The organism is Streptococcus cristatus, assembly GCF_003943465.1.
Lineage (GTDB): Bacteria > Bacillota > Bacilli > Lactobacillales > Streptococcaceae > Streptococcus > Streptococcus cristatus_C.
The window spans coordinates 274,310-291,996 of sequence record NZ_RJPR01000001.1 but is presented as its reverse complement, the minus strand read 5'-3'; the positions used below and the strand labels follow the sequence as shown (position 1 = coordinate 291,996).

General features: G+C 39.9%; 18 protein-coding genes. All 18 read left to right on the top strand.

From position 1 onward, the window contains the following. Positions 1-28 precede the first annotated feature (28 nt). The 18 genes from D8793_RS01525 (at position 29) to D8793_RS01440 (ending at position 17,686) form a co-directional block, all read left to right on the top strand. Entirely contained in the window at positions 29-1,585 is a 1,557-nt protein-coding gene (locus D8793_RS01525) for a heme transporter CcmD (protein WP_125370830.1), read from the top strand. A gap of 120 nt (positions 1,586-1,705) precedes the next feature. Continuing rightward, complete coding sequence (gene nrdD / locus D8793_RS01520) at positions 1,706-3,901, top strand: anaerobic ribonucleoside-triphosphate reductase (RefSeq protein WP_125370831.1); 2,196 nt, start codon at positions 1,706-1,708, stop codon at positions 3,899-3,901. A gap of 1 nt (position 3,902) precedes the next feature. Further along, positions 3,903-4,040: a hypothetical protein gene (locus tag D8793_RS01515; protein ID WP_005592063.1), complete on the top strand. Its 138-nt coding sequence runs from the start codon at positions 3,903-3,905 to the stop codon at positions 4,038-4,040. Positions 4,041-4,095: 55 nt separating this feature from the next. Beyond that, on the top strand, positions 4,096-4,593 hold the full coding sequence (locus D8793_RS01510; RefSeq protein WP_048766240.1) for a GNAT family N-acetyltransferase: 498 nt from the start codon (positions 4,096-4,098) through the stop codon (positions 4,591-4,593). 9 nt (positions 4,594-4,602) lie between these two features. Next, positions 4,603-5,148 carry a GNAT family N-acetyltransferase gene (locus D8793_RS01505; protein WP_125370833.1) on the top strand — a complete coding sequence of 182 codons (546 nt, stop codon included), beginning with the start codon at positions 4,603-4,605 and terminating at the stop codon, positions 5,146-5,148. Continuing rightward, entirely contained in the window at positions 5,114-5,713 is a 600-nt protein-coding gene (gene nrdG / locus D8793_RS01500) for an anaerobic ribonucleoside-triphosphate reductase activating protein (protein ID WP_185761009.1), read from the top strand. Before D8793_RS01505 ends, nrdG begins: the two co-directional genes overlap by 35 nt. A 325-nt stretch (positions 5,714-6,038) precedes the next feature. After that, a complete protein-coding gene (gene cpsA / locus D8793_RS01495; RefSeq protein ID WP_125370835.1) occupies positions 6,039-7,496 on the top strand; it encodes an LCP family glycopolymer transferase CpsA in 1,458 nt (485 codons plus the stop codon). A 3-nt stretch (positions 7,497-7,499) separates the two neighbouring features. Further along, positions 7,500-8,231, top strand: coding sequence for a capsular polysaccharide biosynthesis protein Cps4B (gene cps4B, locus D8793_RS01490; RefSeq protein WP_125370836.1), 732 nt, complete (start codon positions 7,500-7,502; stop codon positions 8,229-8,231). A 28-nt stretch (positions 8,232-8,259) separates the two neighbouring features. Then, entirely contained in the window at positions 8,260-8,955 is a 696-nt protein-coding gene (locus D8793_RS01485; protein ID WP_125370837.1) for a CspC family polysaccharide chain length determinant protein, read from the top strand. Positions 8,956-8,963: 8 nt separating this feature from the next. Continuing rightward, on the top strand, positions 8,964-9,680 hold the full coding sequence (locus D8793_RS01480) for a tyrosine-protein kinase (protein WP_125370838.1): 717 nt from the start codon (positions 8,964-8,966) through the stop codon (positions 9,678-9,680). Positions 9,681-9,683: 3 nt separating this feature from the next. Beyond that, entirely contained in the window at positions 9,684-11,060 is a 1,377-nt protein-coding gene (locus D8793_RS01475) for a sugar transferase (RefSeq protein ID WP_125370839.1), read from the top strand. 30 nt (positions 11,061-11,090) lie between these two features. Next, positions 11,091-12,269: a beta 1-4 rhamnosyltransferase Cps2T gene (gene cps2T / locus D8793_RS01470; protein WP_125370840.1), complete on the top strand. Its 1,179-nt coding sequence runs from the start codon at positions 11,091-11,093 to the stop codon at positions 12,267-12,269. Continuing rightward, on the top strand, positions 12,269-13,165 hold the full coding sequence (locus D8793_RS01465; RefSeq protein ID WP_125370841.1) for a LicD family protein: 897 nt from the start codon (positions 12,269-12,271) through the stop codon (positions 13,163-13,165). The genes cps2T and D8793_RS01465 overlap by 1 nt, the downstream gene beginning before the upstream one ends. After that, positions 13,166-13,885, top strand: a complete 720-nt coding sequence (locus D8793_RS01460; RefSeq protein ID WP_125370842.1) for an IspD/TarI family cytidylyltransferase — start codon at positions 13,166-13,168, stop codon at positions 13,883-13,885. It begins immediately after the preceding gene. A gap of 2 nt (positions 13,886-13,887) precedes the next feature. Then, positions 13,888-14,946 carry an NAD-dependent epimerase/dehydratase family protein gene (locus tag D8793_RS01455; RefSeq protein ID WP_125383761.1) on the top strand — a complete coding sequence of 353 codons (1,059 nt, stop codon included), beginning with the start codon at positions 13,888-13,890 and terminating at the stop codon, positions 14,944-14,946. After that, positions 14,933-15,937, top strand: a complete 1,005-nt coding sequence (locus tag D8793_RS01450; RefSeq protein ID WP_125370844.1) for a glycosyltransferase family 2 protein — start codon at positions 14,933-14,935, stop codon at positions 15,935-15,937. The genes D8793_RS01455 and D8793_RS01450 overlap by 14 nt, the downstream gene beginning before the upstream one ends. Next, a complete protein-coding gene (locus tag D8793_RS01445) occupies positions 15,915-16,850 on the top strand; it encodes a capsular polysaccharide synthesis protein (RefSeq protein ID WP_125370845.1) in 936 nt (311 codons plus the stop codon). The genes D8793_RS01450 and D8793_RS01445 overlap by 23 nt, the downstream gene beginning before the upstream one ends. After that, the gene (locus D8793_RS01440) at positions 16,847-17,686 is read left to right on the top strand and encodes a glycosyltransferase (protein ID WP_125370846.1); all 840 of its coding nucleotides are present in this window, start codon (positions 16,847-16,849) and stop codon (positions 17,684-17,686) included. The genes D8793_RS01445 and D8793_RS01440 overlap by 4 nt, the downstream gene beginning before the upstream one ends. The last annotated feature ends 1 nt before the right edge of the window (position 17,687 follow it).

Sequence of the window (17,687 nt, the reverse complement as noted above, 5' to 3'; positions counted from 1 at the left end):
TAGAGTATGGAAATCAAGGAGAACTTTTATGAATGATAGAAATCAACAGGAAAACGTGGAAATTTTAGTATCTATGTCCGCAGAAACCTGGCAAAATACGAGTGAGAGACGGCGGTTAGAGAAAATAATCGAGCCAGTTCCTTCTTTAAAACTATTTTTTTGGAGTATCTTGGTCAGTTTGACCAGTGTCATCAATCCTCTACTAACCAACTTAGCCACCAATTTGCAATCACAAAATCTATATGCTGGCTGGGCCTTGACTCAGGGAGAAGTTGCCTATGCAAATATTTATGGAACTAGCGGTCTTCTCTACTACTTGGTAAGCTGGTTGGGGAATTTATTTTTGGGTCAGCTATTGTTTTTACTTTTCCAAGTAGTGGCTTTGACCTTGGCAGGAGTATATCTCTTCCAGACAATTTCACAAATAACGGTTAGAAGTGGTCTAGCTCGCCAGATTACAATTCTGTTCTATTTGTTTGTGCTGACACTGGGATTTGGCGGAACCTATTCTATTATTTTTGCTTTCCCATTTATCTTTCGGAGTTTGTACCATCTCGTGAAGTACTTACAAGGGCGTGTCCGCGATGAGTCTTTTATTCGTTTTGGGATGGTTGGAGCCTTGGCTTTTCTAATCGAGCCAGCTTTTAGTCTGCTCTTTTACTCATTGACGACGCTGTTCTTGCTCTTGTACAATATCGCTGACAAGCGAAAAGCGCGTGGTTTTTATCAGTTGCTGGCAGGTCTATTAGGTTTTTCTCTAGTCTTTTATCCACTGGGTTACTATACAGTTTTAAATGGTTCCTTTGGTGTGGCGATTAGCCAAGCTACTTATGTTCTAGAGGCTTTTCGTCTTAATGGCAGCTATATATTCGATCATTTGCTCTATTATGGCTTGCTTTTCCTAGGATTAGGTTTTGCGACAGCGTTGATGACGGCTTTTGCTTTCAAAGAAGAACCAACTGCTGCACGTGGCATGCGCTTTATTGGGCTACTAGGGCTCCCTATCAGCTTTGTTGTTGTTCTAGGCCTGCCGGAGAAGGGCGCTTATCAATTGTTGACAACTCTGCCTTTTGCCTTGCTATTACTGGCTTTATGGCTGGATACAGGTGGAGACAGGGATGGACATGAAAGACGCCACCGTAAGCCTACCCAGGCTTCTAGCTGGAATCGTTATTTGGGCAAGCAACTCTTTTTGCCTTTGCTTGCGATGCTTTATCTCGTAGCTTATCCGTTTGTAAATGAGTATATTCTATCCAATGGAGTTTCAGCAGAGAGAAATCTGGTTGCCCAACATATTCGTGAAAACAGCACTAGCAAGGATAGCATTTATGCTTGGGACAGTACAGCTAGCCTCTATAAAAAAGCGCAGCGTTTATCCGCTGTTTCTCTATTAAGTCCGTCACTTTATACAGGAACGGAGGAAAATCGCATTTTCTTGCGTAATGCTTTAAATGAGGCAAGTCCAAAGTTTATCTTAGTCAATAAAGATGTGAAACTCTTTTCGGATGTGAAAAAGAAAATTTCTCAAGATTATGAAGAAGTGAACCTAAAACTCAATCACTTCAAGCTTTATCAAATCAAGTAATTGATCAATATGTTGTGTTTAAAATAAAAAAATAACAATTTTACCACAACATATTGATTTTTTATTTTGGAGTGATATAATGTTTGGTAGATGATTAATTGAGAAGAGGAAGTGTTTGTGATGATTTTAAGAGAAGCAAAATTTGATACAGCGCCTACCATCTACGTTGAGAAGCGAGACGGCCGGAGAGTAGCTTTTGATGTGACTAAGATCTATAAGGCTATGGTACGAGCGGCTCAGGACCTTGGTCCCATGACGCCTATGCTGGAAGCTAAGCTCGAAACCATCACAGACCGTGTTGTGGCCGAGATTTCTAGTCGCTTCGCTAAGTATGTCAAAATCTATGAGATTCAGAACATCGTTGAGCATGAGCTTTTGAATGCCAAGGAATATGCCATTGCAGAGAACTACATCACTTACCGCACCCAACGGGATTTTGAGCGTTCAAAAGCGACAGACATCAACTTTACCATTGACAAGCTTCTCAACAAGGATCGTACGGTGGTCAATGAGAATGCTAATAAAGACAGCGATGTTTTCAATACCCAACGGGATTTGACCGCAGGGATTGTCGGCAAGTCCATTGGGCTTAAGATGCTGCCGCCTCATGTGGCCAATGCCCACCAGAAGGGGGACATCCACTACCATGATTTGGACTACAGCCCTTATACGCCAATGACGAACTGCTGTTTGATTGACTTTGACGGCATGCTGAAAAATGGCTTCAAGATTGGCAATGCAGAAGTAGAGAGTCCCAAGTCTATTCAGACTGCGACAGCGCAAATCTCGCAAATCATTGCCAATGTAGCTTCCAGCCAGTACGGCGGTTGTTCGGCCGATCGAATTGATGAAGTCTTGGCGCCCTATGCTGAGCTTAATTATCAAAAGCATCTCAAGGATGCAGAGCAATGGGTTTTGCCGGATAAGCAGGAAGAGTACGCCTGGGCGAAGACCAAGAAGGACATCTACGATGCCATGCAGTCGCTAGAGTATGAGATCAATACCCTCTTTACCTCTAATGGTCAGACTCCTTTTACTTCGCTGGGCTTTGGTTTGGGGACCAATCGCTTTGAGCGGGAGATTCAGAAGGCTATTCTCAATATCCGTATCAAGGGACTGGGAAGCGAGCACCGCACAGCGATTTTTCCTAAGCTGATTTTCACCCTTAAGCGTGGGCTTAATCTTGAGCCAGGAACGCCTAACTACGACATCAAAGAACTGGCTCTGGAGTGTGCCACCAAGCGCATGTATCCAGATGTCCTTTCCTATGACAAGATTATCGACTTGACTGGATCGTTCAAGGTACCGATGGGCTGCCGTTCTTTCCTACAAGGCTGGAAGGATGAAAATGGGCAGGAAGTCAACTCTGGCCGTATGAATCTAGGTGTCGTTACTGTCAATCTGCCGCGGATTGCGCTTGAATCCGAGGGGGATTTGGATAAATTCTGGGAAATCTTTAACGAGCGGATGAATATCGCTGAAGATGCTTTGGTCTACCGTGTGGAGCGGACCAAGGAAGCCAGTCCAGCCAATGCACCGATTCTTTATCAGTATGGGGCTTTTGGCCAACGTCTGGGCAAGTATGATCAAGTAGACCAGCTCTTTACTCACCGTCGTGCGACGGTTTCCCTAGGTTATATCGGGCTCTATGAAGTGGCAGCAGTCTTTTATGGCGGTAATTGGGAGACCAATCCAGAAGCCAAGGACTTTACGATTGCTATCGTCAAAGATATGAAGCGCCGGGTGGAAGAATGGTCAGAGCAGTACGACTATCACTTCTCTGTTTACTCGACACCATCTGAAAGCCTGACCGACCGCTTCTGCCGTTTGGATACAGAGAAGTTTGGGGTCGTTCCGGATATTACTGACAAGGAATACTATACGAACTCCTTCCACTACGATGTGCGCAAGAATCCAACGCCCTTTGAAAAGCTGGACTTTGAGAAGATTTACCCTGAAGTGGGAGCCTCAGGCGGATTTATCCACTACTGTGAATACCCTGTTCTTCAGCAAAATCCCAAGGCGCTGGAAGCTGTCTGGGACTATGCCTATGATCGGGTTGGCTATCTGGGAACCAATACGCCGATTGACCGTTGCTACAAGTGTGACTTTGAAGGAGATTTCACGCCAACCGAGCGGGGCTTCACCTGTCCAAACTGTGGCAACAGCGATCCCAAGACGGTCGACGTGGTCAAGCGGACCTGCGGTTACTTAGGAAATCCGCAAGCCCGTCCGATGGTTAATGGTCGCCACAAGGAAATATCAGCTCGGGTCAAGCACATGAATGGCTCGACTATTAAGTATGAGGGAGATTAAGATGGGAAAGTATCAATTGGACGACAAAGGAAAGGCTCAGGTGCAGCGTTTCCATGAAAAACATTCGCGGGGAGGCAATGGCAAAAAAGAGCGATTGGCCAAACTGCGTCAGCAATTTTTAGAAAAAAACAAGAAATAATAGAAGTCAGAGTGGGGCGCAAGGCGGTCTCACTCTCTTCGTATCAGGAGGAACTATGGAGCTTAGACGACCGAAACTAGAAGACAAGGAAAAGATTTTAGAGATGCTGGCTGACTTTGAAGCGGCTGGTAGCCGACAGGATGGCTTCTTTGGCGGAGCGGATTTTGTTTATGAGGACTGGCTGGAGACGATTCAGCTAGCTGAAGCAGGTCTAGGCTTGCCACAAGGTTTTGTGCCTTATATTCAACTGGTCGCTTTTGCTGTGGATGGTCAGGCAGTGGGCTTTCTTAATTTGCGTTTGCGGCTCAATGACCATTTGCTCCAAGAAGGCGGGCATATCGGCTATAGTATCCGTCCGTCTGCGCGTGGGAAAGGATTGGCCAAAGAGCAGTTGCGGCAAGGTTTGCAAGTAGCTAAAGGTAAAAATATCAAACGTGCTTTAGTGACTTGTGATTGTGACAATGCTGCCAGTCGGGCAGTGATTCTGGCTAATGGCGGAACTTTAGAGGATATTCGAGCTGGTAAAGAGCGCTATTGGATTGATTTAGATTGAGGAAAGTTTATGAAGTTACGACGACCAACTTTGGAAGATAAAGATGCGATTTTAGAGATGATTGCGGAGTTTGATGCTGCAAAATCCTATATGCACGGCGGCATGGGCTCTACTTGGAAACGAGCAAAGGATTATGAGGATTGGCTGAAAATTGTAGAACGGAAGGAAGATGTGGCAAACTTGCCAGCAGGTTGGGTTCCTGCCATCCAATTTTTATCCTTTGATGAGACCGGCTTGCCTCTGGGCTTTTTAGCTCTGCGCCTGTCCTTAAATGACAAATTATTTGTGGAGGGTGGTCATATAGGCTATTCTATCCGGCCCAGTCAACGCAGAAAGGGCTTGGCCAAGTTACAGCTAAAGCTAGGGTTAGCAGAAGCTCGAAAGCAAGGACTAGAACGAGTGCTGATTACCTGCGATGAAGACAACGAAGCCAGCCGCCGTACCATTCTCTCTGCTGGCGGTGTTTACGAAAATACAATCGACAGAAGTCAGCGTTATTGGATTGATTTGGAGGATGAAGATGAACAATCCCAAACCTCAAGAATGGAAAAGTGAGGAGCTGAGCAAGGGGCGCATCATTGACTATAAGGCCTTTAACTTTGTGGATGGCGAAGGTGTCCGTAACTCCCTCTATGTCAGTGGCTGTATGTTCCACTGTGAGGGCTGCTATAATGCAGCAACTTGGTCTTTCAACGCCGGCATTCCTTATACCCAAGAGTTGGAGGAGCAGATTATGAAAGACTTGGCGGAGCCTTATGTGCAGGGGCTGACCCTCCTAGGCGGCGAACCATTTCTCAATACAGGCATTCTCCTGCCCTTGGTCAAGCGGATTCGGAGAGAGCTTCCAGACAAGGATATCTGGTCCTGGACGGGCTACACCTGGGAGGAGATGATGCTGGAAACGGAGGACAAGCTGGAGCTGCTGAGTCTGATTGATATTCTGGTGGACGGCCGTTTTGATATCACGAAGAAAAATCTCATGCTACAATTTCGTGGTTCCTCCAATCAGCGCATCATTGATGTGCAGAAGTCTCTTCAGTCAGGTCAGTTAGTCATCTGGGACAAGCTGAATGATGGCCTCCAAACCTATGAGCAAGTTGATCGAGACGGCTTGCTGTAATTGTCTAGATCAGAGCAAAATTTTCAGTATAAAAATAGGACGTTTTGTCCAACTTTGTCCACAATTTTCAAATATGCTTACTATATGCCAGCAGCTCTCTGAATTTCATGAGCGGAGATCTATCTTACAGAATAAGGTGATACCGATGCATTGGTATCGCTTTATTTTTCTGTGTTTTGACTTGAATTCGATTTCAAAGATGAAGTCGTTGACAAAAGAATAGGATTTTTTTACAATTATGTAATATTCTTAAGAAATTCTTAAAAAATCATATTTTTATGCTATAATAGACTAGAGTAATTTCGCACAGAAAGTAGTAAGGTAAATGTATCAGAGATCAAAGAAATCTAAAAAGAAAAGCAATCGATTAAAGATAGTTAATAGCACCCTCTTGGGTGTTTATACTTTGTTGGCGGCCTTCTTGATTTTCACAATTTTCCGCTATCATTTTCTAGCTTTTCGCTATGTGAATATCTTAGTGACAGCCCTCATCCTAGCAGTGGCGGTTCTATCGGGATTCCTGATTTTCAAGGGTAAGGCAGGCAAGACCACTAGTGCTATCCTAATAGTATCCCTGCTTGTGGGTTCAGTATCTATGTATGCTGTAAAGGGTTTAGTCGACTTGTCGACTGGCGTTAATTCCACTTCCAACTACTCTGAGTATGAGATGAGTATCGTGGTGCCGGCAGATAGTGATGTTAAGGACCTCAAGCAGTTGAAAAATGTCTTAGCACCATCAGGCAATGACCAAGACAATATCCAAGCGCTGATAAAAAATATCAGTCAGACACAAGGGCATGAGCTGGCAGTAGATACAGCATCTTCTTATCTCGCTGCCTATAAGTCGTTGACTTCTGGTGAAGCCAAGGCTATGGTCTTGAATAGTGTTTTTGAAGATACGATTCGTGGAGAAGACCCCGACTATGCTTCTAAGATTAAAAAAATCTACACTTACAAGAAAAGCAAGAAGATCGATACAGCCATTGGCAAGCAAGATCCAAATGCAGAGGTCTTTAATATCTATGTCAGTGGTATTGACACTTATGGACCGATTTCTTCTGTGTCACGCTCGGATGTTAACATTATCATGACAGTCAACCGTAAGACTAAGAAAGTCTTGCTGACGACCACACCACGTGATGCCTATGTTCCAATTGCGGATGGTGGCCTTAATCAGCCGGATAAGCTGACTCATGCGGGTATTTACGGCGTGGACGCTTCAGTTCATACCTTGGAAAATCTCTACGGCATTGATTTAAACTACTATGTGCGGCTAAATTTCACTTCCTTCCTCAAGTTGATTGACTTGCTGGGTGGTATTGATATTGAGAACGACCAAGACTTTACTAGTCTGCACGGTAATTACCATTTTCCTGTAGGTAAGGTTCATCTGAACTCTGATCAAGCTCTAGGCTTCGTCCGTGAGCGTTATTCTCTAAATGGTGGAGATAATGATCGTGGTAAGAACCAAGAAAAGGTTATTGCAGCAGTCATTAAGAAACTGACGTCGACAGATGCACTGAAGAATTACAACGCCATTCTTTCAGGGTTGCAGGACTCTGTCCAGACCGATATGAGCTTGGAAACGATGATGAATTTGATCAATACTCAGTTGGAGTCAGGCGGAAGTTATCATGTGACTTCTCAGGCCTTGACCGGAACTGGAAATACAGGTCTGCCTTCCCATGCGATGCCAGAAGCCAATCTCTATATGATGGAAATTGATCAAAATAGTTTGGCAGCTGCCAAAGCAGCGATCCAAGAAGTAATGGAAGGGAAGTAAAGCATGATTGATATTCACTCGCATATCATTTTTGATGTGGATGACGGTCCTAAGACACTAGAGGATAGCCGACGTCTGCTCGAAGAAAGCTATCGTCAGGGCGTTCGTACCATTATTTCTACTTCTCATCGCCGAAAGGGTATGTTTGAAACGCCTGAAGAAAAGATTGCAGCGAACTTCAAGCAAGTGCAGGACTTGGCCAAGCAAGTTGCTGACGACTTAACCGTGCTATATGGAGCGGAGATTTACTATACTAGTGATATTTTGAAAAAGCTAGAAGAGGGGACATTTCCCAGTCTAGGTGGCACCAAGTATGTCTTGATCGAGTTTAGTATGAATACACCCTATAAGGATATTCATTCAGCCTTGGGCAATGTTATCCGCCTCGGCATGACTCCGGTAGTGGCCCATATCGAGCGCTATCACTGTCTGGAAAATGACGAAGACAAGGTCAGTGAATTGATCAATATGGGCTGCTATATGCAGGTCAATAGTTCAAATGTTTTGAAACCTAAGCTCTTTGGTGATCGTTACAAATTTATGAAAAAGCGTGTTCAGTTCTTTCTAGAACGGGACTTGGTTCATTTCGTTGCCAGCGACATGCACAATCTCGATGACAGACCGCCTTATATGCAAAAGGCCTATCAGATTGTCGCGAAAAAATATGGAGCTGCGCGTGCGGAAGAACTCTTTAAGACAAACCAAGAAATCTTATTAAATAACGAGTTTATCTAATCAATCAAACTCTGGAGAAAGTAAATATATGAATCAAGAAAATCAAATGATCGAAATCGATGTGTTGTCTTTGTTGAAGATACTTTGGAAACGGAAATTTTTAATCATCTTAACTGCCTTATTGACGGGTATCTTAGCTCTAGGCTACAGCGTTTTTATTGCCAAACCTACCTACCAAAGCACAACACGTATCTACGTTGTCAATCGTCAGCAGGGCGAAAATCCTACCTTGACCAACCAAGACTTGCAAGCAGGTTCTTATTTGGTAAAGGACTACAAGGAAATTATCCTGTCTCAAGATGTCTTGGCATCCGTTATTTCAGAGTTGAAACTGTCAGGTTCGCCATCTGACTTGGCATCTAAGGTAACTGTGACTGTACCGACAGATACTCGGATTGTGTCTATTACGGTTACGCATGCGGATCCGGCAGAAGCTAGCCGTATCGCCAATACCTTGCGCGAAGTTGCTGCTGAGAAAATCATTGCTGTCACCAAGGTATCTGATGTTACAACGCTGGAAGAAGCAGAAACGCCAAAAACACCGTCTTCTCCAAATATCCGTCGCAATACCATTATTGGAGTGCTTGTGGGTGGTATCTTGATGGTCTTTGTAGTAGTGATTGTTGAGATTCTTGATGACCGTGTCAAGAAGCCAGAAGATATCGAAGAAACTTTGAGAATGACTTTGCTTGGTGTCATCCCAGATATGAGTAAGGTAGGTTAGGAGATACAATGCCAATATTAGAGTTAGCAAAAAAGAAAAAACTATCTATTTCGAGGGTAGAGGAGTATTACAATGCTCTTCGAACCAATATCCAACTAAGTGGCGAGAATATCAAAGTGATTGCTGTGAGTTCTACCCTCCCGGGAGAGGGAAAGACGACAACATCAACGAATCTGGCCCTGACCTTTGCTAATGCGGGCTACAAGACTCTTTTGATTGATGCGGATATTCGAAATTCTAAGATGCTTGGTGGTGTTTTTAGGAGTAGTGAGAAAATCACAGGCCTAACAGAGTACTTGTCTGGAAATACAGACTTATCGCAAGGCTTGTGTGAAACGGATGAGGAAAATCTCTTTGTTATCACTTCAGGGCAAGCTTCACCAAATCCAACGGCACTTGTGCAGAGCGAAAAGTTTGAGGTAATGATGGATGTTCTCCGTCGCCATTATGATTATATTATTGTGGATACTCCTCCTATCGGTATGGTCATAGATGCGACTCTTATTTCCAAGTTTTGTGATGCAAGCATGTTAGTCGTTGCTAGTAATGTAGTAAAACGGAAAATGGTTCAAAAGTCTAAGACCCAGCTGGAGCAGTCCTCTACTCCTTTCCTTGGTGTAATCTTAAATAAATATAATGTCGAAGCAGATAAATACGGTTTCTATGGTTCCTACGGGAACTATGGAGATCGTTTGAGAGAAGAAGAAAAGAAAAGCGAGAAGTAATGTATGTTTAGAAAGCAAAGGGAAATTCAAGAGTTAGGAGTAGCTGTATTAGAACTGCTAGTGTCTATGCTAGCAGCGGTTTTAGTGAGCTTTATTTCTAATTCTGACTTGACAAGGACAAGTGTCTTTATTCTCTCTTTGCTTCATATTCTTGCTTTTTACATCAGCAATTATTTTCATCATTTTTTCCGTAGAGGTTACTTTATAGAGTTTATCCAAACTTTAAAATACAGTGCCTTCTATGCTCTCTTTGTCACTTTTGCTTCCTTTATCATGGAGGAACACTTCTCTATCTCACGCCGAGGACTCATCTATTTTATCCTCCTAAATGGTCTACTAGTTTACGCGGCCAATATTTTGTTTAAAAACTACTATTCTTCTATTCATGCTCGGTCAAAAAACAGTACGAAAGTTTTTGTCATTACTACAAGCTCTAGGGTAGGAAAATTTTTTGCTCAAATTGAAAAAGCACAAGACTTTGCTGGTCAGATAGTGGCAGTAACAGTAGTGGATGATCCTTCTTTTACCAGCTCTGCTTTTGATGTGGTGCTGGAAAAAGATATGATTGAGTACGCGACCCGGTCAGTAGTGGATGAAGTGTTTATCAACCTACCTAGCGATCTTTATCGCTTGGAAGATTTGATTTCTCAGTTTGAGCATATGGGAATCGATGTCAATGTTAATATCAATGCCCTAGATTTCCCAACCAATGGTGAAAAGCGCATTCGCAATGTGGCTGGTTTTAATATCGTGACGTTTTCGACCCGCTTCTATAGTTATTACCATGTCCTTTTGAAACGACTTCTAGATATCGTCGGTGCCCTATTTGGCTTGCTGTTCTGTGGGATAGCTGCTATTTTTCTAGTGCCTCAGATCAAAAAAGATGGCGGTCCAGCTATTTTTTCTCAGGATCGAGTTGGGAAGAATGGTCGTATCTTTAAATTTTATAAATTCCGTTCTATGGCGGTGGATGCTGAAGAGCGCAAAAAAGAGCTGATGGCACAAAACACGATGTCAGATGGTATGTTTAAGGTCGATAATGATCCTCGTATCACGCCGATTGGACATTTTATCCGCAAGACAAGTCTGGATGAGCTGCCTCAGTTTTGGAATGTCCTCAAAGGCGATATGAGCTTAGTCGGTACACGCCCACCAACTGTGGATGAGTATGAAAAATACACGCCTGAACAGAAAAAACGTTTGAGTTTCAAACCAGGTATCACAGGTCTCTGGCAAGTCAGCGGCCGCAGCGAAATCACGAATTTTGATGATGTTGTAAAACTAGATGTGTCTTATATTGATGATTGGACCATCTGGTCAGATATTAAAATTTTACTAAAGACTGTTAAAGTTGTATTAATGAAAGATGGAGCGAAGTAAGTGAGACTTCGCTTCCTTGATAGGAGAAAGATGAAGAAGTCCGTTTATATCATAGGCTCAAAAGGAATCCCTGCCAAGTATGGAGGCTTTGAAACCTTTGTTGAAAAATTAACAGAATACCAGCAAGATAGGAATATACAGTACTATGTAGCCTGCATGCGCGAAAATTCGGCTAAGTCTGGCATCACAGATGACCAGTTTGAGCATAATGGGGCAATTTGTTTTAATATTGATGTACCTAATATTGGTCCAGCCAGAGCCATTGCTTATGATATCGCTGCTGTAAATAGAGCGATTGAAATCGCTAAAGCAAATAAGGATGAAGCTCCTATTTTCTATATTTTAGCTTGTCGTATTGGTCCTTTTATCGCTGGACTCAAGAAAAAAATCAAAGCTATCGGAGGCAGTTTATTTGTCAATCCTGATGGGCATGAGTGGCTCCGAGCGAAATGGAGTTTACCTGTCCGTAAGTATTGGAAATACTCAGAGCAACTCATGGTCAAACATGCTGACTTATTAGTTTGCGATAGTAAAAATATCGAAAAATATATCCAAGAAGACTATAAACAGTATCAACCAAAGACGACTTACATTGCCTACGGAACAGATACAGGTAAGTCTGTATTAAAATCTGAAGACGAAAAAGTTCGTAATTGGTATCGGGAAAAAGGCGTTGCTGAAAACGAATATTATCTAGTTGTGGGACGATTCGTTCCCGAAAACAACTATGAAACTATGATTCGTGAATTTATGAAGTCTAATTCTAAAAAAGACTTTGTTCTCATTACAAATGTGGAACAAAATAAGTTTTACGATCAGTTGCTCAAGGATACAGGTTTCGACAAAGATCCAAGGGTCAAATTTGTTGGGACTGTCTATGACCAAGAATTGCTCAAGTACATACGAGAGAATGCTTTTGCTTACTTCCATGGCCATGAAGTTGGTGGGACAAACCCATCGCTTTTAGAAGCTCTTGCATCAACAAAACTTAATTTGTTGCTAGATGTTGGTTTTAATCGTGAAGTCGGTGAGGATGGAGCTATTTATTGGAAAAAAGATGAGCTAGCACATGTAATCGAAGAAGTGGAACGATTTGATGAAGGTGCTATTTCGGAATTAGATGAAAAGTCTAGTCAACGAATTGCAGATGCATTTACGTGGGAAAAGATTGTGTCGGATTATGAGGAAGTGATCAAGGAGGAGAATTAGTGTCAGCCAAATTAAAATATGACAAATCAGATATTATTTTTCTTGATGATGAAGGTTTGAAAAAATATCAGTCTGAGTTGCTTAAAATGATCTCAGATATCTTTCAATTTTTTGATAAGCATGGAATCCATTACTCCTTGAGTGGTGGGAGTATTTTAGGTGCAGTTAGACATAAGGGGTTTATTCCATGGGATGATGATGTGGATATCAATATTCCTCGCGAAAGCTACGATAATCTTGTTTCCCTTTGTAACACCTGCAAAGATTTCAGTGATCATTATTATCTTCAATCCCCGAATAGTCACCCTGAACTTGGCTTACATGTTTCTCAAATTCGTAAGAGGGGCACAGTGGCTCGCAGAAAGTATGATTATGCTGCGAATGAGTGTGGAATCTCAATAGATTTGTATATTGTAGAAAATGTCTTTGACAACCCGGTAAAACGCTTTTTACAGGGATATACAAGCATGTTTTTGACCTTTGCCTTAGCTTCAGTTCGTGAGACAAAAAATCATGCGTTAATGAAAGAAATGTTTCGACTCGAAGGAAGAAAACTTAATTATTCAGCAGGTAAATTAATGGTAGGCTGGTTCTTTGGAATTATTCCTATTAGAAAGTGGTTAAGTTGGTTGGATAAATGTAACTCAAGTTGTAAAGATTCGAATACTAAATATGTTTCAATACCGACAGGACGCAAACATTTTAGACGAGAGACATACTTACGAGAAAACATGAATGTATATAAAAAAGTTCCATTCGAGACAGAAATGGTTAATATTCCTATTTGGTCAGAAGAATATTTAGAAATGTTTTATGGGAAAGATTATATGGTTGTTCCTTCTGAAGATAAGAGAGAACAACATTTGTTCTTAGAACTCAAATATGAAGGAGAATAAATGAAGATTGCAATTTTAACAGCATCGGGAATTGGTAGCCGTGTAGGTCAAGACATTCCAAAACAATTTATTCATGTTGAAAATAAACCAATTATTATCTACACTCTTGAAAAATTTCAGAATCACCCAGAAATTGATGAAATTTGTATAGTAATTTTAAAAGGCTGGGAGCAAATGGTGAAGGCTTATGCTGAACAGTTTGGTATTACAAAATTAAAGATGATTACTCTTGGTGGTTCTTCAGGCCAAGAGTCTATTTATAATGGTTTGAAAGCCGTTAAGGAAGCACACCCAAATGAAGAGGTCACTGTATTAATCCATGATGGTAATCGTCCTTTAGTGAGTAATGAAATTATTAGTGATGCTTTAGCTACTTACCAACAATTTGGGAATGCAGTGGCTGCTATTCCTACAACAGAAGTTGTTTTTGTTTTAGATAAGCCACATTCAAGAGCCTCTATTGAAGCTTTGAATCGTGATTTGTTGCTTCGTACACAGACACCCCATGTCTATCAACTTGATGCTATTATGGAACTGCATAACAAAGCTTTAGAAAAAGGGATTACAGATGTCGCAGCTTCTTGTCAATTGATGCAATTATTTGGTAAGAAGAGCTACTTCTCACTTGGATCTGAGAAAAACCTTAAGATTACAACTGTTGAAGATTTAGATATTTTTAAATCCTTATTAAGTTCAACACGTGATAATTGGATTAAATAATCATGGTACTATTATCAAATAATCTTTATAAAAGGGATGTTAAAGAGTCATTGTCAGCAATCGTTAATGTTGCTGAACTGAAAGAAAAATCAATCCTAATAACAGGTGGGTCAGGCTTAATCGGCTCTTCTATTGTGGATCAGTTATTACTTCTAAACGATCTAAGAAATTTTAATATTAAAATATACTGTTGTGGTCGTAATCTTAGCTATTTAAAGGAGCGATTTGGTTCAGAAACAAGCTTCTTAAAATTTGTAGCTTATGATGCAGCAGTAGTTCCAGATTTTAATTTTGATATTGATTTTATTATTCATGCAGCAAGTCCAGCAAGTCCAGAGTTGTATATCAATCAGCCAGTAGAAACCATGACTAGTAATTTTTTAGGAATGTACAACCTTTTGTCTTATGCTAAGAATGTTGGAGTTTCTAAGGTGCTTTATGTATCATCCAGTGAAGTTTATGGACTAAGTTCGAGTAATCAACCTTTAGAGGAAAACTATATTGGGCTAGTTGACCATCTCAATGTTCGTTCTTCTTATGCTAGTTCTAAGCGAGCGACAGAAACTCTTTGTACAAGCTTTGTTTCGGAATATGCTTTGAACATTACCATTGTACGTCCAGGGCATATTTATGGGCCAAGTGCTAAAGTAACAGATAACCGTGTTTCTTCATTTTTTATGAATGAGGTCGTTGCTGGTCGTGATATTGTTATGAAGAGTACAGGGAGTCAGTTAAGATCCTATTGTTATAGTTTGGATTGTGCTAGTGCTATTTTAAGTGTTCTTCTCTCAGGTGAGTCAGGACAGGTTTATAATATTTCTAATCCAAATTCAATCATTACTATAAAACAGATGGCTGAAATTATTTCTCAAGTTAGCAATGTGAAACTCATCATGGATGTTCCCGACAACCAAGATCTTAAGCAGGCTAATCCCATGCAGAATGCAAGTCTTAGGAGTGATAAGATCGAAAGTCTAGGATGGAAGGGGTTATTTGATGCTAAGCTTGGATTTGGGAATACTTATAGAATTTTAAAGGAGTCCACTAGTGCAAACAAGTAAGATACTAATCATGATGGCGACCTATAATGGTGAAAAATATCTTCGTGAGCAGTTAGATAGTATTATAAATCAAACTATAACAGATTGGGAACTGATTATACGTGATGATAATTCGTTAGATCAGACTGTTGATATTGTTAAAGAATATATTGCTAGAGATAGACGTATCCAATTAATTCAAAACGACTCGGATTTCCATGGGGCTTATTACAATTTCTTTGGTCTAATCAATGTTGTGCGAGCGCAAGAAAAAGTTTACGATTTCTATATGTTCGCCGATCAAGATGATATCTGGGATAGAGATAAACTAGAACTTTTACAAAATTTTTATCATGAAGTTCATACTCAAGGACCAACAATGATTTATGCCGATATGAGGATTATTGATGGAAAAGGAGAAGAAACGTCTCCAAGTATGAATCATTTGATGGGGATTAGTTATACTAATCCAATTACTGCTTATATGGCGCACAAAGTTTATGGTTGTAACACTTTCTTTAACTATGATTTGTTTTCAATTCTCCCAAAAATTGCAAATGATGCAGCTGAATTAGTCTTTTTATCACATGATAATTTTATAACTAAAGTAGCTGCTCTAAAGGGGAATGTTTATTTTTATCCTGAAACAGTAATGGGTTACAGACGTTATGGAAGTAATGTTACTAGCAAACATGAGTACAATTTCAAAATGAGCCGAATTTTGAAAAGATTGTCAAAAGTAAATGATTTGGCAAAAGATCATGCACTGACATATAAACAGAGTATAGTAACTATCTGTTTATTAAGAAAACAAGCATTGACAGAGTCTGAACAAGCTCTTCTAGATAAAGTCGAAAATATTATTCAATGTGGCGGTTTATATGCTGTCAGAATGGTTTTGTCAGAGGAAATTCGTTGGGGTAAGTCTGCGAAAACAATTAGTCGAACAGTGATTTTATTTAGTAAATTGTATAAGAAATATTTGAGAGATGATGAAAAAGAAGATAAATAAAAAAGAAGTGTTGCTAACATCCTTAAAAAATGGGACATTTTTGCCTTTAATGATGGGAACGCTTTTCTTAGGGCAGGATAGAAAAGGGCTTGAGTTAATTCGTTTAATCGTACGTTATAAGCTCATGAAAAAATTGAGAAAAGAAAATGCACCTGCAATTAAAGAATTTCTTTCTTCACAGAAATCATTTGATAAAAAGAAAAGTAATAAGGTGTGGATTTGTTGGATGCAAGGATTAGAAAATGCACCTGAACTTGTTCAAAGGTGCGTTGTATCTATCCAAGATAATCTTCCTGACAGGGATATTGTTCTGATCACGGAGGAAAATTATTCGCAATATGTTGAATTTCCTGAGCATGTTATGAATAAATTTGCCAAAGGAATTATTAGTCCGACACACTTTTCGGACTTACTGAGGTTGGAATTATTAACTCGACATGGCGGGACTTGGATTGACTCTACAGTTTATTGTACTTCTCCAAAGATTCCAAGTTATATGTTAGATTCCGATTTATTTGTGTTTCAAGGTTTAAAGCCAATCGATGGCCATGTGATGCAAATTTCTAGTTGGTTTATCACATCTGAAACTCACAATGAATTATTGGAATTAACAAAATATTTATTGTATAAATATTGGGAAAAATATGATTATATGAAAGACTATTTCATTTTCCATTTAATGTTTCAATTGGCAATTGAAACCTATCCTGAAAAGTGGAAAGAAGTTTTCCCAGCTTCCAATACTTTGCCACATATTCTTTTACTTAATTTGTTTGAAGATTTTAACCAAACGTGGTGGGATAATCTATTATTGACAACACCTTTCCATAAATTGACCTATAAATTTGATGAATCTGAAACGATAAAAGATGGGACTTATTATAAAAAAATTATGAAGGAGCTCATAAAATGATTTCTGTCGCAATGACAACCTATAATGGTGCAGATTATGTAGCTACTCAGCTACGGTCTATCTTAAATCAAAGTGTAGAAGTTGATGAGGTCATTATCTTCGATGATTGTTCGACCGATGATACAGCTGGTGTTATATCAAAAGTGGAAGATTCTCGGGTGAAATTCATTCGGAATCAGGAAAATGTAGGATATATTCAAAATTTTTATAATGCTATTGAAGCTTGTACTGGAGATTTCATTTTTTTAGCGGATCAAGACGATGTTTGGGAATTTGATAAAGTTGAAAAAACAATGGAAGTTATGAAGGAGTACAAGTGTGAAGCTGTTTGTACAAATTTTAGCCTAATCGATAAAAACGGAAGTGAATTAAAAACTACGGAACAGTTAGTTCCCAATCGTTTTTTCACAGAATTAGAGAAAAAGAATGATAGAATTATTGATCTATCATTTGATTATCTTATGTTGGGGAATGTTGTCCAAGGTGCCACATATTGTATTTCGAAGAAGACTCGAGAACTGTATTTGAAAATTAATAATAGAACCTTGTATCACGATCATCAATTATTATTAATTGCTTCAAAAATTGGAAAAGTATGTTTTTTAAATGAAAAATTAATAAGATATCGTATTCATGAAAACAATACGATTGGTTTTGGTACGAAAACAAATATTTTTGGTTTGAAACGGCTTAAATTTCCGAAAATTGAACCATCAATGGTCACTTTTTTGAGGCAGTTGAATCGAGTATCAAAAGTCCAACATTATTTTTACTATATTCTTTACTACTATTTAAGAATTCCATCAATTAAAAATATTATAAAAACGTTAAAATAGT